Origin of the sequence: Vibrio sp. V04_P4A5T148 (assembly GCF_963875605.1) — a bacterium.
Lineage (GTDB): Bacteria > Pseudomonadota > Gammaproteobacteria > Enterobacterales > Vibrionaceae > Vibrio > Vibrio anguillarum.
The window spans coordinates 39,905-60,577 of record NZ_CAWNMS010000025.1; the positions used below are offsets into that span (position 1 = coordinate 39,905).

A 20,673-nucleotide genomic window follows, 5' to 3' on the forward strand; every position below is an offset into this window, starting at 1 on the left:
ATGAAGAAAATGGCGCGTAAGAATCAAAAAGCTCCTTGGGAAGAAGAAGAGGAGATCATTTGGGTTAGCAAAACCGAAATGAAAAACGACATGACTGAGCTACAAAAACTGGGTGAAGAGTTGGTTGCTCTGAAGCCGTCTCAGTTAGCAAAAATTCCGATGTCTGAAGATTTGATGGATGCCATCAAAGATGCTCAGCGTTTTAGCATGGAAGCCAGACGCCGCCAACTGCAATACATTGGAAAAATGATGCGTACCATCGATGCCGAACCGATTCAAGCGGCATTGGATAAACTGCGTAACAAGCATTCACAAAATACCGCCATGCTGCATAAGCTCGAACAGATGCGTGATCGTATTGTGGAGAAAGGTGACAGCGCGATTGAAGATGCGATGGCACTCTATCCAGAGATGGATCGTCAACGTCTGCGCCAATTAGCGCGTCAAGCAAATAAAGAGAAAGCCAACAGCAAACCACCAAGAGCATCACGAGAGATTTTCCAAGTGCTCAGAGAGCATAACGATAAGTCAGTTTAACCTGTCATAATGCTGATTAGACGCAAAAACCTCACCGAAACGTGTGAGGTTTTTTTTATTCCCCTGCACGCACAAAATCACTGAGCTGCGCGTCTGCGTGTTGCGCGGAAAGTGCCTCAATGCGATCACTCACTAACACATGTCCTTGAGCCATAAACGCAAAATGGCTCGCAATCGCTTTGGCATCACTGATATGGTGCGTCACCATCACTACAGTGATCTCTCTTTCTGCGGCTAACTGCTTAACCAAAAGCAGCATCTCTTCTCTGAGTAGCGGATCCAAGGCGGAAAAAGGCTCATCCAGCAGCCAGATAGGATGTGGTTGTACAAAACAGCGCGCCAGAGCAACTCGTTGACGCTGCCCCCCTGAGAGCTGCTCAGGCAAGCGATCAAGTAGCGCAGCCAAACCCACTTGCTGCGCGGCACACTCAACCAATGCCTTTTGCGAAGTGGTTAATTTCAGCCCCGGATGTAACCCAAGGCTAATATTTTCACGCACAGTGAGATGGGCAAAAAGATTGTGCTCTTGAAACAGCATCGAAAAAGGACGCAAGTGTGGCTCCTGCCCAAGTAAGGATTGCCCTTGCACTTGGATATCGCCGCTTTTCGGTGCAATAAAGCCCGCAACTAAGCTCAGTAAAGTCGACTTGCCCGCGCCACTTGGCCCCATCAAAGAGAGAATCGCCCCTCGCGGTACAGAGAGCGAAAATTCAAACCACTCCTGTTGATACTCATAGTGTACGGCCTTGAGTTCTAACATTGCTTTACCTTTGAATATGAGTGAAATAACCGCTCAATGAGGGCAAAACAACCCACACTGAGTAGCAACAGCGTAAGGGAAACCACCGCCGCCGCTTGCATTTGGTAACTGCCCAGCAGTTGGAACAGGTAAAGCGGTAAGGTTCTAAACTCTTGGCTACCAAATAGAGCAATCGCACTTAAATCCCCCATTGAGAGCAAAAAGCTGATCGCAAAGGCATGCGCTAAGGGTTTACGCAACGCACGCAGCTCAATCACTTGCAAACGCTGCCACCCTTTAATGCCAAGGCTGGCACATAACCATTGATATTGCTGCGCGATATGCAGCATAGGTTGCGCCAATGTTTTCAACACATATGGCAATGCCATTAAGCCATTGACGAAAAAAACCACCCAATACGCTAGGCTAAATGCATCGGTCCAGATACGCAGCAACAGAAAAAGCCCGGTGCTGATCACAAGCCCAGGCGTGACCAAAATAATCGCGCCAATCAACTCTAGTTGGTCCGCCTTACGGTTGTGCTGCTGCAGGCGCCAAGCGCGAGTCGTGATGAGTATGGCAACCCCAGCCGAAACAGCAACCACGCTTGCCAATAACGCCACTTGCAGTGAAGCCCAAAGCGCACGCCAGAATTGTTCATCGCTCAAGACGTGAAAAAGCTGCGAATTTAAACCACTCAAGATGACCATCACCAGCGGCGGAAGTACTAACAGCAAGGCAAGGAAGATCCATGCGCCGTCCCAACATTGCGCTTTTCGATTGTCTCGACTAACCACATAATCACTCGCTTGACGCCCTGTTGTGATGGCTAACGGCTTCGCTAAGCGTGAAATAGACAGAGATAACATTCCGCATAACAACATCTGCCACAGCGCAAGCAGCGCGCCGGCTTGTAAATCAAAATCAAATTTGATCGCCTGATAAATCGCCAGCTCAATCGTGGTTGATTTAGGACCGCCGCCAAGTGCCATCACAGTGGCAAAACTGGTAAAACAGAGCATGAACACCAAACCACAGACATGAGGAAGCTGCTGACGCAAACGCGGCCATTCAACCCAACGAAATTTGTGCCAATGACTCATGCCAAGATGCGCGCATAACTTATGTTGTTCAGCCGGGATCGACTCTAACGCTTGCAGCAATAAACGGCTGGCATACGGGAGATTAAAAAACAGATGCGCCAGTAAAATACCGTTTAATCCGTAAATGGAAAACGGCAGTTTGCTATCAAACCACGCGAGCAGCGAGGCGAGCAGACCGCTATTACCATAAATGGCCAACAAACCAAATACGCCCACCAGCACCGGAAGCACTAAGGTCGTTGCAAACAATTTGATCAGCAGTGCACGTCCGCAAAATCGACGACGGTAAAGTGCGTGAGCAACAGGAACCGCGAAACCAACACTGAGCAGCATCGACAAGCTGGCTTGGTAAAAACTAAATTGAGTAACATGGCGATAATACGGGTCTTGCCATACGTGCATCACATTTAAGCTGGGTGCTTGTAACAGTAACGCCACCAACGCACTGATGACAAGGGTCGCGACAAGCATCGCAACCCCAATGCCTATTTTAGGAATAGCATTCAAACTTTATCGAACCTTAAAACGTTAAGGCGGTTTGCCACTCACGGATCCACGCTTTACGCATCTCAGACACCTCTTGTGCGCTAAAGGTAAGCGCCTTTGGTGGCACAACCAGCGTTTCAAAACCTTTCGGTAGCGCGACAGACGTCACAGGATACATCCAGTTTCCGGTTGGCATCACCGACTGAAATTGATCACTTAAAATAAAGTGCATGAACTCATCGGCCAATTTGCCGTTATCACTGTGTTTTACTTTCGCAGCGACTTCCACTTGCATGTAGTGTCCTTCGGCAAAATCGGCAGCCGCGTACTTAGCGTCATTTTCCGCAATCAAATGATAAGCTGGAGAGGTGGTGTAAGAGAGCACCAGATCGGACTCACCTTTTAGAAACATCGCATAGGCTTCTGACCAACCTTTGGTGACTGTCACCGTCTTATTGGCGAGCTGTTGCCATGCTAAATTGGCTTTCTCACCATAGACAGATTTCATCCACAGCAGTAAGCCTTGACCGGGTGTTGAAGTTCGCGGATCTTGATAAATCACTTTAAGATCATCGCGCTTTTCTACCAACTCTTTTAAGCTTTTTGGTGGGTTTGCTAATTTCTCTTTATTGTAAACAAAGGCAAAATAGCCGTAATCATAAGGAACAAATGTTTCATCACTCCAACCACCGGGTAGCGTGACTTGGCCCGTCTCGACATTATGATCTGCCAATAAGCCAGTCTGTTTGGCCTCGGCCATTAAGTTGTTATCTAAACCGAGTACGATGTCTGCTTTACTGTTATTACCTTCAAGACGCAAACGGTTTAGGATCGATACCCCATCATCGAGTGCCACAAACTGAAGCTCGCAAGCGCATTGTGCTTCGAATGCTTTTTCAATCGCCGGTCCCGGGCCCCATTCTGATGCGAACGAGTCATAGGTATAAACGGTAAGGATATTGTCAGCGGCATGCGCTGAAAAAGAGGTGATGGTGGCAAGTGCAATGGTATTAAGAGTGGTGTTCAACTGGTCGCTCTCCTTGGTTGAGCGGCACAGGCTTGAGGAGGATGAGAATATTCCATTATTCCTATTCTGAGATCCTAACCCAATTCCTACGCCAGCATTATCTGGTTCAGGTTTACGGGTCCCAAGCTCACGCTTGATCTCAGCAGCATTCATTGAGATGAATGATTTGCTCCCCGTTGAGTGAGGTGGATTGTAATTGGAATTAACGCAATAAGCTACACCGTTGGGCGTGAGTCATATCCCCAACGCGGCACAAGCCCTTGTTCAACGCCTAAATGGTCCAAAATACGCGCTACCATAAAATCGACCAAGTCTTCAATTGACTGCGGCTGATGATAAAAACCGGGGGCTGCGGGCATAATGGTGACGCCCATTTGCGACAACTTGAGCATGTTTTCTAAATGTAAGGTGGAAAACGGAGTTTCGCGCACCACTAACACCAGTTGGCCACGCTCTTTCATCACTACATCGGCAGCACGTTCGATCAAATTATCGGACATGCCATGGGCAATCGCCGCAACGCTGCCTGCCGAACATGGGCACACCACCATCTGTTTTGGCGCAGCAGAGCCCGAAGCCACTGGAGAGAACCACTCTTCTTTGCCGCACACGACAAGCTGTGAGGCATCGCAGTGTAAATGTTCCACCAACGCTGCTTTGGCTGCCTCAGTCCCACTGGGCAACTTCAAACCGTGCTCGGTTGCAAGCACAACGCGCGCGGCCGAAGAGATCAGCAGATACACTCGGTAATCTGCAGCCAATAAACACTCCAACAGACGAAGTCCGTAAGGAGCACCTGAAGCGCCAGTAAAGGCTAAAGTGATGGCTTTCTGTTGTGTTGTCATAACTCTCTATTTCGTTTGTCGCTGGCATTACATGGCTTGATTTAATGCAAGTAGAAGCTTGTTATGAATACCTTCAAAGCCACCATTGCTCATCACCAAAATGTGATCGCCCGGCTGGGCTTCCTGCGCAATTTGCGCGACGAAAGCATCAATATCATCATTCACTTGCGCTGGTTGTGAGCATTGATCAGCTACATCCTGCACCGACCAAGCAAGATTGTTCGGCTGATAGAGATAAACTGAATCGGCTTGCTGTAATGACGCCGCTAAAGTTTGCTTATGTACACCCAACTTCATCGTAGCCGAACGAGGCTCTAAAACCGCGATAATTTTCTGATCGCCTACCTTGTTACGTAAACCACCCAAAGTAAGTTCAATGGCCGTTGGATGATGAGCAAAATCGTCATACAACGTAATACCGTTCACTTCGCCTTTGAGCTCTAAACGACGTTTGGTATTGATAAATTTGCCCAAAGCTTGACAGGCTAAATCTGGAGTGACCCCCACGTGACGCGCCGCGCCAATCGCCATTAAGGCGTTATCGACATTATGATCGCCAACCAAATCCCAAGTTACGCGCCCCACGCGTTCATTGTCAAAGAACACATCAAATTGCGAACCATCACGCGTGATTTTTTCAGCTTTCCACTGCGCTTGCTCACCGGTAAACTCGGTTTCGCTCCAGCAGCCACGTGCGAGAACATCCGCTAATGCACGCTCTTTTTGCGGAGCAAAAATACGACCATTGCCCGGAACAGTACGCACTAGATGATGAAATTGGCGCTTAATCGCTTCAAGATCGTCAAAAATGTCCGCATGATCAAACTCTAAGTTGTTCAACACTAAAGTGCGTGGGTGATAATGGACAAACTTAGAACGCTTATCGAAAAAAGCGCTGTCATATTCATCGGCTTCAACCACAAAAAACATGCTTTCGCCCAAACGCGCAGAAATACCAAAGTTGCCAAGTACGCCTCCCACCAAAAAGCCCGGTTGGTAACCGCAATCTTCTAAGATCCACGCCAACATGCTCGACGTGGTGGTTTTACCGTGTGTACCAGCCACCGCAAGGACCCAGCGGTCATGCAACAGGAACTCTTGCAACCATTGCGGGCCAGAGGTGTAACGCAAGTTGTGGTTCAGCACATATTCAACACACGGATTGCCGCGACTCATGGCGTTGCCAATCACCACCAAATCAGGCTTGGGCTCTAATTGGGCAGGGTCAAAGCCTTCGATAATCTCGATACCTTGAGACTCCAATAACGTACTCATCGGTGGGTAAACGTTGGCGTCGCTGCCGGTAACTTTATGACCTAATTGCCGCGCTAAAACGGCAACACCGCCCATAAACGTACCGCAAATCCCAAGAATGTGAATATGCATAAATCCTAGCCTCGCACATGGCGTTGTGAGTGATTGTCTCCATTATCACCATCCATTTAAGAAAAGCGAGCATGTTTGCAACTTCTAAAAAGTCGACAAACAAATTGAGATCTCAATCTGTTACTTCATTACCATTAAAAAGATCTAAGCCCTAAAATCGCAGTGTTACCCAAACGTTATCAAATGGGTGCCTCGTTTCGGCCGACATCCCAACAAGAGGATGCGTTGTGAAACAATCACTCCCCCCCTATATAGCTATGTTAAGGAAATAACATGTCTGAGATTCGCACTCTTGGCGAGTTTATTGTTGAGAAACAACATGACTTCCCCCACGCAAGCGGTGATCTTTCATCTCTGTTGTCCTCTATTCGTCTTGCGGCAAAAATTGTTAATAGAGAAATCAACAAAGCAGGCCTTGCTGATATTACCGGTGCAGTTGGTACGGATAATATTCAAGGCGAAGAACAACAAAAACTCGATGTGTACGCCAACGAAAAATTTAAAGCGGCGCTTGAAGCGCGCGATCAAGTATGTGGTGTCGCCAGTGAAGAAGAAGATGAAGCGGTTGCGTTCAGCAAAGAGCTCAACAAAAATGCAAAATACGTGGTGTTGATGGACCCGCTGGACGGCTCATCCAACATCGATGTCAATGTCTCTGTCGGCACGATTTTTTCTATTTATCGCCGCGTATCGCCAGTCGGCACGCCACCAACACAAGAAGACTTCTTACAACCCGGTAATAAACAGGTTGCGGCTGGTTATGTTATTTACGGCTCTTCAACCATGTTGGTGTATACCACTGGCAACGGCGTGAATGGCTTTACTTATGACCCGTCACTCGGCACCTTCTATCTTTCACACCCCAATATGATGACCTTCGATGATGGTAAAATTTACTCCATCAATGAAGGTAACTACATCCGCTTCCCAACTGGCGTCAAAAAATACATTAAATACTGCCAAGAGAATGTGCCTGAAGATAATCGCCCTTACACGTCACGTTACATTGGTTCGCTAGTGGCGGATTTTCACCGTAACCTGCTCAAAGGTGGGATTTATCTATACCCAAGCACGCAAAGCCATCCAAACGGCAAGCTGCGTCTATTGTATGAATGCAATCCTATGGCGTTTTTGATTGAACAAGCAGGCGGTATTGCTTCTGACGGTGTCAATCGCGTGTTGGATATTAAGCCGACAGAACTGCATCAACGTGTGCCATTCTTCTGCGGTTCAAAAAATATGGTCCATAAATTGGAAGAGTTCTTGGAACTCAATCGCGATTAAATCAGCTCAATGAGCGCCTAACTCTAGGCGCTTTTTTTATCGATAAATATGAGGCAAGACTCTCTTTTTACGGTTTACACCGTTTCCTATTTACCGCTAAAGTTGCAACACAAGCGTTTACGTTCTGTTAATCAACCCAAAACAATTCAAGTCCAGCGACGAAAAAGGAAATGCTAAATGAGCTTAAACAACGTTCCGGCAGGAAAATCACTGCCTGATGATATTTACGTGGTGATTGAAATTCCAGCCAACGCCGACCCAATCAAATACGAAGTCGACAAAGAATCTGGCGCGGTATTTGTGGACCGTTTCATGTCTTCACCTATGTTCTACCCATGCAACTACGGTTATGTGAATCACACCTTATCGCTCGATGGCGATCCTGTCGATGTGTTGGTGCCCACCCCTTACCCGCTCATGCCAGGCTCGGTGATTCGCTGCCGCCCAGTTGGCGTATTGAAGATGACCGATGAGTCTGGTGAAGATGCCAAAGTGGTGGCGGTTCCTCACTCCAAGCTCACCAAAGAGTACGACCACATTCAAGACGTAAATGACCTGCCAGCACTACTGAAAGCGCAAATTACACAGTTCTTTGAACGCTATAAAGAGCTTGAAGCGGGCAAATGGGTCAAAGTCGATGGATGGGAAGATGCCGCTGCCGCGCGAGCTGAAATCCTGACTTCATTTGAACGCGCCCAAAAATAGCCACCATAATTAAACAGTCACGATAGTTATATACCCAAACAACTTGGAGTTGCAGGTAGGCGGCAAGTGAGTGAGTCCCCATGAGCATAGGCAAACTATGTGATTGGGGTGAACGAACGTAGCCAACACCGCTGCAGCTTCAAGTAGGAAGGGTATAAGTGTCGTTATAAATAAAAAGCCACATCCTGCTAATATGCGGTGTGGCTTTTTTATTTCCATTTTCAACGCCGTTCGTTAAACCCGTTGGCACCAGTCTCCAGAATTAATCACAGCAGTAAGACGGCTGTGATCTTGATAGAGATAAATCCACGCACGGCCAAATGGGGTTTCGATCGTTTCACGGCGATATTCGATGGGAATATCTTCTAAAAGATCGAGTTTTGCTAGTGTTTGCTCATCCACTCGATATACCTCACCAACTATCGATTGCTGTCCCTGAGCCAAGCCAGGATATGGACCTAGATCATACAGCGCATAGTCAGCTGGCGTGTAGAACGATCCTAACATTTCGCTTGTCTCAAGCAGATGCGCATTACTTTCACCACGGCGTAATGTGCCGTAGACAAAAACCAGATGTTGCATATGACTGTCCCTAGTTAAATTCAAACTGATACAAAAGATCCACCGCGCTATCTAAGCCGGATACCGCTTCAACGTACAAATCCCTCATCAAGCGGTAACGCACGGTAAATTCGCCCACCGAGCTGAAAATACCAACACCATATTTCACTTGTAGCCCCGGTAAAATATAGCCGCTTACCGTCACTTGTGAATCATCACCGGAACCGGCCGTATCCAATTGCAGATCTTGCACACCGAAGGCTTGACCAATTTCGCCCACCACCTTACCGCTTTGTGCCAAGCTCAAACCAATTAGTGCAGTGGTCATCGCATTGCCACCCGCCTCGCCATCAATATTCTGACCACGAAGTAGGTAAGAAAGTGCATTGGCTTGTGGCATCGCGGGTTCTGAAAAAATGGAGACTACGGGTTCATCGGCAGAGCCGGTCACTTTTACCCCTGCAATCACGCCATCTTGTGTGTTATCTGGGTTGCGCACCGCTTTAATCGAAACATAAGGTTGATCAACCGGTCCATTCATTAAAATTTTGCCTTCTTGGATCAGCAAATCTTGTCCAAAGGATCGATACGAACCATTTTGGATATTTACCTCTCCAGTAATAAAAGGGCCTTTATCCTTTTGCGCCACATTGAGGCGGCCAATCAAGCCGCCTTGCAAACCAAAGGCACTGAGCCGGAAATCATCACCAATCGAGATGTTTACATTCGTTTCAACGTTAAATGGCATGGCGCTTTGCTCGCTGACAGGCTGTAAAGCTGCGTCCAATATCACTTGATCTTTGGAGACACCAATCGCGCTCGGAGGCAACTCTTCTACCACGATACGTCCCCAAGGCAGGTTAATATTCCCCGTCACGGTTGCCAGCTGAGGCTCCAATGTGATGCTCATGTCTGGGATAACTTTAATCTTGACGATAGGCGGCAGATCCACCAATAGCTCATCGGCCAACACACGCAGGTTGGCACGCCACTGCTCCATTTTCTGCCAGTCGGCATCCCCCTTGATACTCAACTCGCCATCCGCAGTTTGAATCGCAGCATTGAGCAAGGCTTGGTAACCATTAAAGTCCATCGCCACTCGGCCCGAGGTAACATCCAGCGGCGAAATATCGCCTTTGACGACAATGTCATCCACCACCACGCTGCCTATCACTTTCGGGTGCAACATCGGCCCACTGAAGGCAAGTTGACTGCTAATCTTCGATTTCGCTTGGCTATAATCCCCAAGCAGCGGCTGTAGAAAATCAATATTAAAAGTGGAAAGCGTTAATGCGCCATCCATCATTTTTTCTTTTGCCATTAGATCCGCAATGGTGATTTGCCCCGACAGATCGCCATTATCGGTCACATCCACTAGCCAACGAGCAAACAGCTTGTTCTGTTCAAGCGTACTTTCAATAGTGACGCTATCCCAACCTAAAGTAATGGCTTGGTCGATGTGCTGCGTGACTGCACCTTGGCTTAAGCTGAGTGACACTTTCGCTTGAGGCGCAGTATTGGGCGCCCATTGAGCTGTGAGACTGACATCGGCTTGGCCTTTAAGTTGAGTCTCTTGCGGTAAAAACATTGCGATTTGCTGAAAATCAAAATGGTTGAGAGAAAGCTCGGCCGCGCCACTTTGCCCCACAGTCGCATCTTTATCTAAGCAGAGCGATGCTCCCTCTTGCTGCCAACAATGCGCGGCAATCGTAGCTTGTTGTTTCTCGATATTAACCGCAACAGGTGTCGCTTGGTTTAATAGCCACGGCCCTTGTTCTGTGGACAGTTGTACTCGTTCCAGCGCACCTTGCCACTGCATCGTCGGCTTATCTTCAAAAGATCCGCTGATCGCCAAGCTGGTTGAAATCAGATTTGAAATGACGTCTAAGCTCAGTTGATGCTGCGCCTGCGTGCCTGAAAAACGCAAGTCCACACTATCAACTAACTGCTGCTGGTAGCTCAACTGGCTCGCCTGCAATTTCACTTCGGCTTGTGGCACAGGAAGTGGCGTAACATCACCAGTTAAAGTCACCTGCTTTAAGGTCGCTTGTTGCTGCCAAGCAAGATCATTTGCATTGAGGCGCAGCTTGATTTGTGGCTGCTGTAAATCACCACGCAGATAAATATCGCCAATCACTTTGCCGTGCAAATCAGGAACACTTTTCACCAGATCAGCAAAATCAACCGATAAGCCCATACGCCACTCTTTATCCAGCTCACCTTTGGCCGTAATCTGGTTGGGTCCATGGGCTAACGTTAAGCCGCTGGTCGACACAGTAAAAGCGCCTTTCCCTGTCATATCTGATGCGTTTAATTGACCTTCAATATTCAGTGGGTAGCCACGCAACACACCCTCAATATCCAAAATAGGCAGCGCAACGTTCCAACCGCCCTGCTCGGTCAGCTCACCCGTGGTTTCGAGCTTACCGCTGATCACGCCTTCGGCTTGCGGCCACTGTAATCCCGGCTGAATCTGTTCTAAATTCAGCGCCGCTTGCCAGTGAATTGGGGCTTGCCAGTTGGCCATCACTTGGCCAGCAATTTGCCCCCCTAAGGTGTCGATTAGCAAAGAATCTAAGTTGATTTGCTGTAAAGTGCCTTTACCAGCAACATCCAGCGTCACATCGGGCAGATCTTTACCTTGCAATTGGCCATTGAGCGCCACGCTATATCCGTCGAGTGAGCCTTGAGTTTTTAAACTCGGCACGCGAACAAAATAGTCTCCTTGCCCAATCAATGGCCACTGTGCTTGAACATCATCCAACGAAATATCAAACGGGATCTCAGGTTGCAGTAGCGCCAATTGCGCATTTAAGTTTGCTTGCGCAAGCCCGCCCAATTTCGCGTTGAGCGTTAAATCACCCAAGCTACCCGAAGCCTCTAGCGCCAGTGTTTGCCCCTGAGCTTCGGCCACTTTGAGCGTGCTTTTTAAAGAGAGATTGAGCGGATAGTCTCCCTTCAACTGCGCATCAGCTTTTAGGTTGGCAATCAATTGTGGCAGCTCAAGCTCAAGTGATTTTAATGAAACACTGCTCTGATAAGCATTGGCGACCAAACCAAGATGCTTGACAACCAAAGGCTCAGCTTGCTGAAGAGTAAACTGATTGATATCAAAACGCTCCACTTCCAATTGCAGCGGAATGATCACTTCTGGCAAGGTGATGGGCGTTTTCACCGCAGGTGCCGCCGTCGATGATACGGTTGTGGATGGAGTGGATTTAGATTGTGCGCTTGAGGCTGAATCGACATCTTCATTGGTCGCAAGCTTCAGTTGAATATCGCTCCAACTGGTTTTGCCAATCCGTAAGCGATTACCTTGAAATGAGGCATGAGTAGAAAATTGCTTCCATGCCAGCGTATTACCCAAAATATCCAGCTGAATATCATTGAGCTCCACACGGCCAACCTTAATTGGCACCGGTGTAGAGATTGACGTAATGGGATCAGAGGCAGACGAAGGCTCACCTTGCGTCGAAGGGGGAAGCTCTGGCAGTGCCAGCCTTAATCCACTGATCGCAAGTTCATTTAAGCAAATTGAAGGCTCCAATAAGCAGCTAGCACTTATGGCTAATGTCACGCGCTGCACATCGAGATCGAGCTTTAATGCTTCATCGGAAAAGGTGACTTGGTTGAGCGTGAAACGTGGAAAAATTGCACCTTGAGCGCTGGCAACCTGCAGTTGTGGCAGCGCTTTTTGTGCTCCCCACAACAGACCGTTAAGCCCTGTATTGGTAAACAACAAGGCTGCGAGTGCAATAAATACCGCGCCCAACAAGGTGAATAAAATCGCCGATGCCCATTTGGTTATCTTCAACATCACTTTGGTCATAGTTCAGGCCCCAAGGTGAAATGCAGCTGAAATTCATCGCCGGGATTAGCGTCAAGCCCCCATGCAAAATCTAAGCGGATCGGTCCAACCGGAGAAGCCCAGCGAATCCCGGCTCCCACACCGGTTTTCCAATCCGGTGAGTCATTAAAGGCATCGCCGTAATCGACAAACAGTGCGCCCCACCAATTTCCAACCAAGCGATATTGATACTCCAACGAACTGGTGGCGATGTATTTGGCCCCAGTCAGTGCGCCGCTGGCATCTTTAGGTGAGATAGATTGATAGCTATACCCTCGTAAATTGTTATCGCCACCAGCAAAGAAGCGCAGAGAAGGCGAGAGTTTGTCAAACTCTTCACTGAAGTTTGCGCCGCCGTCTAAACGCAATAAACCACGGTGGTTTTGCCCAGCGCTGCGTATCCAAGCCGTGCCCGCCAACAACCGCACCACACGCGTTTCAGAGACGAAATTTGGATCGCCATACTCAAGTGTGATGCTCTGTTTATCGCCCCACATCGGCATTGAACCACCACGAACACGCGTACGAGAATAGGTCGCTCCCGGTAATACAAACTGGCCGACATCGCTTTGCAAACCTTGTTCGTAGTTTTCTATCAAATAACGAACGAATAGGGTTCGATGCCAACCACCATCACGCAGCCAGTGGCGTTCAAACGATAAGTTAGACTCCAAACTCTTCGTATCACGGTTATCGACATTCTTCATTCCATACTGAATTCGATAATATTCACGCCGCACATCTTCTAGCGGTATTTTGTAGCCAGCGGTAATGGTCTGCTCTGGGGCAGAAAGGGAGAAGCTGCTATCAAAACTGTGGCCGAGGCTGTTAACCCAAGGTTTCTTCCACTTGAATGAACCACGCACTCCCACATCCGTTGAGTAACCTAAACCGGTTTCAAGCTGATTTCGAGCTTGCGGTGCAAGGGAAACCTTCATCGGCAGTTCGCGACCGTTCTCCAGTTGGCTAAGATCGGGTTCAACAAAAACAGAGGAAAACCAATCGGTATTGGATAAGTTTTGGTTATATTCCCCTACCTTGGAAACAAGGTAAGGATCATTGGTTTTATAGGGCTGAAGCGAGCGAACTCGCTGATCTTCAATTTGGCTGCCAGTAATGAGCGAAGGACCAAAATGGTAACGAATACCACTGTTAAAATGAAGGCGTACGAAAGCTTCATTCAACTCTGGCGCAACTTCCAAACGGCTTAATTCAAAATTCCCGTTAAAATAACCTTTTTGCAACGCTAAGTTACGGATACCCGATTTCAAAGCATCGTACTGGCCATGATTAACCGCCGCGCCCACTTTAAGGGCATTGCGGTTAATGAGATTGGCAAAATCAGCATCAGATTCAGCTTCCCCGCTAATCACCACATCCATCTCTTTAATGGTTGTTAGCGGTCCAGGATTGATATTGACCATCAGCTCTTGCTCATCGCTCACCACCACAAACTCAAATTGAGGATGGTAGTAACCCAGCGCGACAAGCGCTTCCGTCATGCTTTTCTCTAAACGAGATTGAAAACGAAGATGCGTTGAATAGTCGCTCTCTGGAATCGACGATAAATAGGCTTCAACGTTGTTTTCTAATTCACCCTCTAAACCATTAATGGTTAACGCCACCTTGGCATACGCCGAAGTGGAAATAAGTAGCATCGTGAATAGAACTGGTAATGATTTTCGTCTCATGCTTAATTAAAGGAACAGTTGAGTAAACAGATCGTTAATGGATGGAAATCATACCGCCAATAGCAAGCTCCGTCTGTATGAAATCAGTCAATTATTCGGGCTGAATGTGAAACAGTGACTCAACAACAATAAATAAAGCCAAAAATCGGTACATAAAAGGAAAGCTCATGCTCAATAAACAAACAATGGTCAGCGCACAAACAGCACTGAAAGGACGAGAAACCCCTATGTCAGTGGAGGAAATTCATTACGTTAACCACAGCAACATCACTGAGCAGCCTAATGAGCATCAGCAACAAATAGTGATTGGTATGGGCTGTTTTTGGGGCGCTGAACGCTTATTTTGGCAACTCGATGGTGTGGTGTCGACTTCAGTAGGCTATGCCGGCGGCTTTACCCCAAACCCAACTTACGAAGAAGTATGCAGTGGTGAAACTGGCCATACTGAAGTGGTACGCGTAATCTTTGATCCACAGCGCTTACCATTAGAAAAGCTATTAAGTCATTTTTGGGAAAAGCACGATCCGACCCAAGGCATGCGTCAAGGTAACGATAAAGGCACTCAGTATCGCTCCGCTATCTATACCTATTCAGAACAACAACAGCAAATAGCACAAGCCTCAAAGCAGCGATACCAGCAGGCGTTGTCAGCCAGTCAACGAGCCTTAATTACCACCGAAATTGCACCCGCTGGTCCTTACTACTACGCCGAAAGCTATCATCAACAATATTTAGCTAAAAATCCGAATGGTTATTGTGGGTTAGGAGGAACAGGCATCTGCTTCCCACCCCAGCTCAGCGAATAAAGCCTGTAGAATTGAGGCTTTGTTAGAATTTTGTTAACCGCTTAATGGCCTCTTTTCGTGGTTTTATTGATTCTATGCTATACCTTTGTTGCTCAACTAAAAGGGACCCCTACAATGAAAAGTAAACGAGTGATCGCCATTCTAATGGCCTGCTGTCCAGCGCTTGCCATGGCACACAACATTACCCAAGGTCAGCAAGTTGCTGATGTTTCAGTGGAAAAATATGGTGAAATCATCCTACAAGATGATAAAACGGCCTTTCAAACTTGGGATACCAGCCAACTGCTAGGCAAAGTGCGCGTCATTCAAGCCATTGCTGGTCGCAGCAGTGCTAAAGCGTTAAATGCACCATTGATGGCTGCCATTACGGCCGCACAATTTCCCGCAGAAAGTTATCAAACCACCTCGATCATCAACCAAGATGATGCGATTTGGGGCACAGGATCGTTTGTCAAATCTTCCGCTCAAGACAGCAAGAAAGAGTTTCCGTGGTCTTCCATGGTGCTAGATGAAGCGGGAAATGTAGCCAAAGCGTGGGATTTAAAAGAGGAATCATCAGCGATCATCGTTCAAGATAAGCAAGGTAAGGTACTGTTTGTTAAGGAAGGTGCATTGAGTGATGAGGAAATTCAAACGGTTTTAGGCTTGATCAAACAGAATTTATAATAACCTTAGGTGGCCGATAACACGGCTGCCTTTGCTAAACATATCGTGGTGAAAGGTGCTTTTATAAAAATAAGAGTACGCTTTATTCTCACAATATTGTTATATTATAACAATTATCATTTTACTACTGTATTGGTTTGATGTTTACCCGTCTACGTTGCCCCCATTACCGAGCTCAAAGCATTGCATTATGTGCCATGCTGCTGATGCTATGGTTGAATGTCGCTTATGTAGATCATCACCTCGATACTAATCCTGCGCATCACGCGCAGCATCATTGCCAACTTTTTTCTGGCTTTCAAAATGGTCTAAGCAGTGCGCTGCCTATCCTTCCTGCCGTTTGTGGCAGCGAAATTCGATCATCAGTAGAGAAAACTCAGCGTCGCCCCTCAGTTCATTACGCTTATCTTGCTCGCTCACCTCCTCACTTTTAGACGTCTTATCTAGTTATTTATGATTTGTTACCCAAAGCCAACGCGCTAAGGGCTATTTTGATGTTTAAAAGGAATCACCCAATGTTTATCCAACGTAAACTCGCTCTCTCTATCGGCCTAATTTTAAGCACGCCAGCACTGGCAAATGAAGAGTTTCGCCAACATGAGGCTCATGTACATGGCCACGTCGAGTTCAATATTGCTCAAGATGGGCAAGATTTACTGATTGAAATCACCGCCCCCGGCGCTGATGTAGTCGGCTTTGAACATGCACCACAAAATGATGAACAACAACAGCGCTTAAATAAAGTCCTTGAGCAGTTCAGCCACGCCGATGGCATTTTCCAACTGCCCGCTCCGGCCAAGTGTCATTTAGAAGAAAGTCGTATCGCGCATACGTTAAATGGTGAGCACCACGACCACGACCACGACCACGACCACGACCACGACCACGACCACGACCACGACCACGACCACGACCACGACCACGACCACGACCATCATGAAAAACATGATGATAAACATCAAGATAAAGATGCTCAACACGCAAACCATGACCATAAAAAAGATGTGCATGATGAAGGCGAGCACAGTGGTCACGGTGAATTCACGATTCAGTACCAATATCACTGCGATAACATGCCGCAATTGCAGTACCTCGACACGCAATGGTTTAACTTGTTCCCAAATACCCAAACTATCTCTGCCAATGTACTGACGGACAAAGCACAATCTGCCTCTGAGTTGAAAACAAACAGCACTCGCATTACGTTTTAAGGCGTATAAGCAACAACCTGGAGTAAGCACATACTTACTCTAGGTTCACTGTCGTTAAAGGAATTCACAATGAGTGATTTGCATATTCTATCGCTGACGTCTGTCATTGAATTGAAAGAGGTCGAATTTCGTTGGCCGAATAGCTCACAACCAGCCTTATCTATCCAAGATCTTTGTGTAAAACGTGGAGAGCACCTTTTTATTAAAGGGCCAAGTGGTTGTGGCAAATCGACCTTACTGAGCTTACTGACTGGGATCAACCAAGCACAACGAGGGGAGGTCTCTATTTTAGGCACCAACCTGTCGACGTTAACTTCCCGTCAACGGGATCGTTTTCGAGCCGATCACATTGGCTACATTTTCCAACAATTTAATTTATTGCCTTATCTCTCAGTGATTGAAAACGTTACGCTACCTTGCCATTTTTCCAGCACTCGCAAGCAGAATGTGGCAGGCGATCTGATTGAGAAAGCAAAACAGTTACTCACTCGCCTACATCTTGCACCTGAACTACTGACTAAACCGGTTATCGAACTGAGTATTGGCCAGCAGCAGCGTGTCGCGGCGGCGAGAGCACTGATTGGCGAACCCAAGCTGATCATCGCTGATGAGCCAACCTCGGCGCTGGATCACGACAATCGACTCGCGTTTATCGAACTGCTATTGGAAGAGGCGAATCGGGCAGGTTCAACACTGGTGTTTGTGAGCCACGATCCCACCTTAGAAGCTTTATTTGACCGCGCAGTTTACCTCCCTCAATTGAATCAGGCAGGAGTGACAGCATGAATGTAATTACCAATCTGGCGTGGAAAAGCGTACTTAACCGCAAAACCACAGCGCTACTCTCCATTCTGACGGTTGCCATTTCAGTCATTCTGTTAATGGGGGTTGAACGCATTCGAACTCAAGCCAAAGAGAGCTTTGCCAACACCATTTCAGGGACGGATCTAATCGTCGGTGGCCGCTCTGGACAAGTCAACTTGCTGCTCTATTCGGTATTTAGAATTGGTAATGCCACCAATAATATCGACTGGAAAAGCTACCAAGCCTTCAGTGAGCATCGCAGCGTCAAGTGGGCGATCCCCATTTCCTTGGGTGACTCACACCAAGGGTTTCGCGTTATGGGCACCAATCACCATTATTTCGAGCATTTCAAATATGGAAGTAAGCAACCACTCACCTTCTCTCAAGGCACTGAGTTTCATGGTTTATTTGAAACGGTATTGGGTTCAGATGTCGCCGAAACCTTAGGTTACCATATTGGCAGTGACATCATTATTGCGCATGGGATCAGCGATGTGGGTTTTAGCCGCCACGACAACCTCCCTTTCAAAGTAGTGGGGATTTTAGCGCCAACGGGAACGCCCGTAGACAAAACAGTGCATGTCTCATTAGAAGCAATTGAAGCCATTCACGTGGGTTGGGAATCGGGTGCGCATTTAGGCAATTCGCCATCCAAAGAGCAGCTTGAACAACACAACTTTCAACCCAAGCAGATCACCGCCATGTTGATCGGTTTAAAATCGAGAATTCAAACCTTTGCACTGCAACGTGAAATCAATAACTATCGCCAAGAACCTTTGAGCGCCATTATGCCCGGCGTCGCTCTGCAAGAACTGTGGGGTATGATGTCAATAGCAGAACAAGCTTTAATGGCGGTGTCGGTCTTTGTGGTGGCGGCAGGGTTACTTGGTATGCTCAGCAGCTTACTGACAAGCTTGCAGGAAAGACGCCGTGAAATGGCGATTCTGCGCGCCATGGGTGCACAACCTAAACATATTTTTGCTCTGCTTATCAGCGAAGCGACGACGCTGACCTTCATTGGCATCTGCGTTGGATTAGCGGGGTTATATTCACTGCTCGCACTGGCGCAACCTTTTATTGCGCAGCATTATGGCATTCAAATCACACTCAGCACCTTAAGCGGCTATGAGTGGCAATTATTAGCTTATGTACAGCTGGCTGGCATTATTATTGGTGTTATCCCTGCTCTACGCGCCTATAGACAATCACTTAGCGATGGAATGACCATTCGAATTTAGGACTTAACGATGAAAAAACTACTGCTTATCAGCATGCTGCTGCTATCAGGCTTGTTACCGATGTACGCACAGAGTAATGAACAAGTACTGACGCTCGATTGGATCGATCTGATCCCGGAGAGCGAACGTAACCAATTCAACGCCGATGGTATGCCTGCATTGAACCATGATGGCGAAATGACGGCTGCACAATCAAAAATCGGCGGGGTTAGAAAAGAGCTCAATGGCAGCATGGTCAAAATACCCGGCTTTGTGATCCCACTGGAAGGTGACGCCAATAACGTTACTGAGTTTCTACTGGTGCCCTACTTTGGCGCATGCATTCACGTGCCGCCACCGCCACCAAACCAAATTATTTATGTGAAATATCCGCAAGGTGCTCCAATCCAGCAGCTCTGGGATGTAATTTATCTGATTGGGACACTGAAAACAGAAAGTGTTAGCCACGATCTGGCCGAAACAGCGTATGTGATCGAAGGCACTGCGATCGAAGAATACGACGACATGTAGTTAACAAAATAGCAACCTATTGATTCATCTAAACTAAACGATATATTTAGATAAATACGCTAGCAAAGCGACATATATCAACAATAGTAAAGTAATCGATAGGTGCTTTTTCAGTCTATTTTCTTTCCAACACTTCATAAGCGCCCCATAAATTCCGATAACAATTTTAACAAGTTATTATCATTAGGGATAGCGCAAATTTATGATCTAGAACGAATGTTTTTCCTAGATGGAAAATGCGTTACACGTTACATTTTAATCCATGAATGAAATGGGTGATTGAAGCGGACATAAAATGGCAGATACCAACAACCCTGTAGTGATTGAACATCAAGCCAACTCAGGTCAAAGCCACGAAAAAAAATCGAGCTATATCAAAGACAGTGGTAGTCGCATTTTGAATATTGCTCAATATCACGGCTTAGATGCGCTGCTACAAACGGATCCGCCAGAAAAAACCTCGCTTGATCGCGCCTTATTTAGAGAACAGCAACGTAAAGAGCAGCGACAAAAAAACCTAGAGCAGATCGTCAAACTGGCGCATGTCTCTTGTAAAAATGAGACCGCGGGAGAGCCTGATCAAGATTGGTTACACCGTTTTTTCGATATGGCGCAAGACATCCACAACTCTTCGATGCAGCGACTTTGGGCGCAAGTGCTCAAACGCGAGGTGACCAACCCCGGTTCAACCTCAATGAAAGCACTGCAAGTATTACAAGACATGACACCAAAAGAGGCGCAGATACTCCAAAAAGCCTCAGCGTTAGCCTGCTGTTTTGGCAGCGATAACAGCCGCAAGCTGTTGGTCGGCATTCGTGCTACTAACGGTATTTTTAGTTTAGGAAAACGCATCAACACATTTGTCATCAATATGGGTAGTTTCCAATTACCCTATTCGAGCCTGTTGGTACTGATCGAGCTTGGCTTACTGCATGCCACTGAACTGGAATCTGGAGAAATTGAACTTGAACCGGCACTGCTGTTGACCTATCAAGGCAAGAATCTGTCACTGCAATCGATGAGTAAAGGGGTAAGGCTGCTCTATTACCGTTTCAGTCCCACTGGCAATGAGCTGTGTAAGCTACTGGGTAATAAACCGAATATGCAGTACTACGATCAGATGTTGGCGGTGCTTAGCCAGAAATTCACTGTCCACACCGAAGTTGCCAGCAGCTCTTTTCATCACGCCGTCTAGCCTCAAAAATAAAGGGCTCAAGCTGATGAGCC

Annotated in this window: 19 protein-coding genes and 1 riboswitch; of the genes, 11 read left to right on the forward strand and 8 right to left on the reverse strand. The window is 47.2% G+C overall.

Annotated elements, in window-relative coordinates; all coding sequences use genetic code 11:
- Positions 1 to 9: 9 nt before the first annotated feature.
- On the forward strand, positions 10 to 537 hold the full coding sequence (yjgA, locus tag AACT18_RS03680) for a ribosome biogenesis factor YjgA (RefSeq protein ID WP_010318810.1): 528 nt from the start codon (positions 10 to 12) through the stop codon (positions 535 to 537).
- A gap of 55 nt (positions 538 to 592) precedes the next feature.
- Here the strand turns inward: yjgA and thiQ are convergent, their stop codons facing one another.
- The 5 genes from thiQ to mpl form a co-directional block, all read right to left on the reverse strand.
- Complete coding sequence (thiQ, locus tag AACT18_RS03685; protein ID WP_013855963.1) at positions 593 to 1,297, reverse strand: thiamine ABC transporter ATP-binding protein; 705 nt, start codon at positions 1,295 to 1,297, stop codon at positions 593 to 595.
- Positions 1,291 to 2,886: a thiamine/thiamine pyrophosphate ABC transporter permease ThiP gene (gene thiP / locus AACT18_RS03690; protein ID WP_094125403.1), complete on the reverse strand. Its 1,596-nt coding sequence runs from the start codon at positions 2,884 to 2,886 to the stop codon at positions 1,291 to 1,293. The genes thiQ and thiP overlap by 7 nt, the downstream gene beginning before the upstream one ends.
- Before the next feature lie 13 nt (positions 2,887 to 2,899).
- On the reverse strand, positions 2,900 to 3,892 hold the full coding sequence (gene thiB, locus AACT18_RS03695; RefSeq protein ID WP_094125404.1) for a thiamine ABC transporter substrate binding subunit: 993 nt from the start codon (positions 3,890 to 3,892) through the stop codon (positions 2,900 to 2,902).
- A 66-nt stretch (positions 3,893 to 3,958) separates the two neighbouring features.
- A riboswitch (TPP riboswitch) is annotated at positions 3,959 to 4,078 on the reverse strand.
- A gap of 29 nt (positions 4,079 to 4,107) precedes the next feature.
- Positions 4,108 to 4,737 carry a flavin prenyltransferase UbiX gene (locus AACT18_RS03700; RefSeq protein WP_013855960.1) on the reverse strand — a complete coding sequence of 210 codons (630 nt, stop codon included), beginning with the start codon at positions 4,735 to 4,737 and terminating at the stop codon, positions 4,108 to 4,110.
- Positions 4,738 to 4,764: 27 nt separating this feature from the next.
- Entirely contained in the window at positions 4,765 to 6,123 is a 1,359-nt protein-coding gene (mpl, locus tag AACT18_RS03705; RefSeq protein ID WP_064625920.1) for a UDP-N-acetylmuramate:L-alanyl-gamma-D-glutamyl-meso-diaminopimelate ligase, read from the reverse strand.
- Between the two features lie 273 nt (positions 6,124 to 6,396).
- Here mpl and fbp point away from each other — a divergent pair, with 273 nt between their 5' ends.
- Complete coding sequence (gene fbp / locus AACT18_RS03710; RefSeq protein WP_013855958.1) at positions 6,397 to 7,407, forward strand: class 1 fructose-bisphosphatase; 1,011 nt, start codon at positions 6,397 to 6,399, stop codon at positions 7,405 to 7,407.
- 177 nt (positions 7,408 to 7,584) lie between these two features.
- On the forward strand, positions 7,585 to 8,112 hold the full coding sequence (gene ppa / locus AACT18_RS03715) for an inorganic diphosphatase (RefSeq protein ID WP_010318803.1): 528 nt from the start codon (positions 7,585 to 7,587) through the stop codon (positions 8,110 to 8,112).
- A gap of 234 nt (positions 8,113 to 8,346) precedes the next feature.
- Here ppa and AACT18_RS03720 read toward each other — a convergent pair whose 3' ends face one another.
- Genes AACT18_RS03720 through tamA form a run of 3 tightly spaced genes read right to left on the reverse strand, consistent with a single transcriptional unit; the run spans position 8,347 to position 14,211 of the window.
- Entirely contained in the window at positions 8,347 to 8,694 is a 348-nt protein-coding gene (locus tag AACT18_RS03720; RefSeq protein WP_170899297.1) for a gamma-glutamylcyclotransferase family protein, read from the reverse strand.
- 10 nt (positions 8,695 to 8,704) lie between these two features.
- Complete coding sequence (gene tamB, locus AACT18_RS03725; RefSeq protein ID WP_094124714.1) at positions 8,705 to 12,502, reverse strand: autotransporter assembly complex protein TamB; 3,798 nt, start codon at positions 12,500 to 12,502, stop codon at positions 8,705 to 8,707.
- Positions 12,499 to 14,211: an autotransporter assembly complex protein TamA gene (gene tamA / locus AACT18_RS03730; protein WP_013855954.1), complete on the reverse strand. Its 1,713-nt coding sequence runs from the start codon at positions 14,209 to 14,211 to the stop codon at positions 12,499 to 12,501. The genes tamB and tamA overlap by 4 nt, the downstream gene beginning before the upstream one ends.
- A gap of 167 nt (positions 14,212 to 14,378) precedes the next feature.
- Here tamA and msrA point away from each other — a divergent pair, with 167 nt between their 5' ends.
- From msrA to AACT18_RS03770, 8 genes are all read left to right on the forward strand, one after another.
- Positions 14,379 to 15,017 carry a peptide-methionine (S)-S-oxide reductase MsrA gene (gene msrA, locus AACT18_RS03735; RefSeq protein WP_088729165.1) on the forward strand — a complete coding sequence of 213 codons (639 nt, stop codon included), beginning with the start codon at positions 14,379 to 14,381 and terminating at the stop codon, positions 15,015 to 15,017.
- A gap of 114 nt (positions 15,018 to 15,131) precedes the next feature.
- Positions 15,132 to 15,683, forward strand: coding sequence for a YtfJ family protein (locus AACT18_RS03740; protein WP_026027808.1), 552 nt, complete (start codon positions 15,132 to 15,134; stop codon positions 15,681 to 15,683).
- A 140-nt stretch (positions 15,684 to 15,823) separates the two neighbouring features.
- Positions 15,824 to 16,117, forward strand: coding sequence for a DUF2607 family protein (locus AACT18_RS03745; RefSeq protein WP_081245139.1), 294 nt, complete (start codon positions 15,824 to 15,826; stop codon positions 16,115 to 16,117).
- Positions 16,118 to 16,198: 81 nt separating this feature from the next.
- Positions 16,199 to 16,894, forward strand: a complete 696-nt coding sequence (gene zrgA, locus AACT18_RS03750) for a zinc uptake protein ZrgA (RefSeq protein WP_176428339.1) — start codon at positions 16,199 to 16,201, stop codon at positions 16,892 to 16,894.
- Between the two features lie 69 nt (positions 16,895 to 16,963).
- The gene (locus AACT18_RS03755; RefSeq protein WP_013855948.1) at positions 16,964 to 17,680 is read left to right on the forward strand and encodes an ABC transporter ATP-binding protein; all 717 of its coding nucleotides are present in this window, start codon (positions 16,964 to 16,966) and stop codon (positions 17,678 to 17,680) included.
- Positions 17,677 to 18,936 (forward strand): ABC transporter permease, encoded by a 1,260-nt coding sequence (locus tag AACT18_RS03760; protein ID WP_017046979.1) that lies wholly within the window; start codon positions 17,677 to 17,679, stop codon positions 18,934 to 18,936. The genes AACT18_RS03755 and AACT18_RS03760 overlap by 4 nt, the downstream gene beginning before the upstream one ends.
- Positions 18,937 to 18,945: 9 nt before the next feature.
- Positions 18,946 to 19,446: a DUF3299 domain-containing protein gene (locus tag AACT18_RS03765; RefSeq protein WP_094124716.1), complete on the forward strand. Its 501-nt coding sequence runs from the start codon at positions 18,946 to 18,948 to the stop codon at positions 19,444 to 19,446.
- Positions 19,447 to 19,741: 295 nt separating this feature from the next.
- The gene (locus AACT18_RS03770; protein ID WP_017049183.1) at positions 19,742 to 20,641 is read left to right on the forward strand and encodes a TIGR03899 family protein; all 900 of its coding nucleotides are present in this window, start codon (positions 19,742 to 19,744) and stop codon (positions 20,639 to 20,641) included.
- Positions 20,642 to 20,673 lie beyond the last annotated feature (32 nt).

Excerpts from the sequence above, each read along its gene's own strand:
- mpl (WP_064625920.1), bottom strand. The coding sequence starts at position 6,123 with ATGCATATTCACATTCTTGGGATTTGCGGTACGTTTATGGGCGGTGTT.
- AACT18_RS03765 (WP_094124716.1), top strand. The coding sequence starts at position 18,946 with ATGAAAAAACTACTGCTTATCAGCATGCTGCTGCTATCAGGCTTGTTA.
- msrA (WP_088729165.1), top strand. The coding sequence starts at position 14,379 with ATGCTCAATAAACAAACAATGGTCAGCGCACAAACAGCACTGAAAGGA.
- AACT18_RS03700 (WP_013855960.1), bottom strand. The coding sequence starts at position 4,737 with ATGACAACACAACAGAAAGCCATCACTTTAGCCTTTACTGGCGCTTCA.
- AACT18_RS03770 (WP_017049183.1), top strand. The coding sequence starts at position 19,742 with ATGGCAGATACCAACAACCCTGTAGTGATTGAACATCAAGCCAACTCA.
- tamB (WP_094124714.1), bottom strand. The coding sequence starts at position 12,502 with ATGACCAAAGTGATGTTGAAGATAACCAAATGGGCATCGGCGATTTTA.
- AACT18_RS03760 (WP_017046979.1), top strand. The coding sequence starts at position 17,677 with ATGAATGTAATTACCAATCTGGCGTGGAAAAGCGTACTTAACCGCAAA.
- tamA (WP_013855954.1), bottom strand. The coding sequence starts at position 14,211 with ATGAGACGAAAATCATTACCAGTTCTATTCACGATGCTACTTATTTCC.
- ppa (WP_010318803.1), top strand. The coding sequence starts at position 7,585 with ATGAGCTTAAACAACGTTCCGGCAGGAAAATCACTGCCTGATGATATT.
- zrgA (WP_176428339.1), top strand. The coding sequence starts at position 16,199 with ATGTTTATCCAACGTAAACTCGCTCTCTCTATCGGCCTAATTTTAAGC.
- AACT18_RS03755 (WP_013855948.1), top strand. The coding sequence starts at position 16,964 with ATGAGTGATTTGCATATTCTATCGCTGACGTCTGTCATTGAATTGAAA.
- AACT18_RS03745 (WP_081245139.1), top strand. The coding sequence starts at position 15,824 with ATGTTTACCCGTCTACGTTGCCCCCATTACCGAGCTCAAAGCATTGCA.
- thiQ (WP_013855963.1), bottom strand. The coding sequence starts at position 1,297 with ATGTTAGAACTCAAGGCCGTACACTATGAGTATCAACAGGAGTGGTTT.
- AACT18_RS03720 (WP_170899297.1), bottom strand. The coding sequence starts at position 8,694 with ATGCAACATCTGGTTTTTGTCTACGGCACATTACGCCGTGGTGAAAGT.
- fbp (WP_013855958.1), top strand. The coding sequence starts at position 6,397 with ATGTCTGAGATTCGCACTCTTGGCGAGTTTATTGTTGAGAAACAACAT.
- yjgA (WP_010318810.1), top strand. The coding sequence starts at position 10 with ATGGCGCGTAAGAATCAAAAAGCTCCTTGGGAAGAAGAAGAGGAGATC.
- AACT18_RS03740 (WP_026027808.1), top strand. The coding sequence starts at position 15,132 with ATGAAAAGTAAACGAGTGATCGCCATTCTAATGGCCTGCTGTCCAGCG.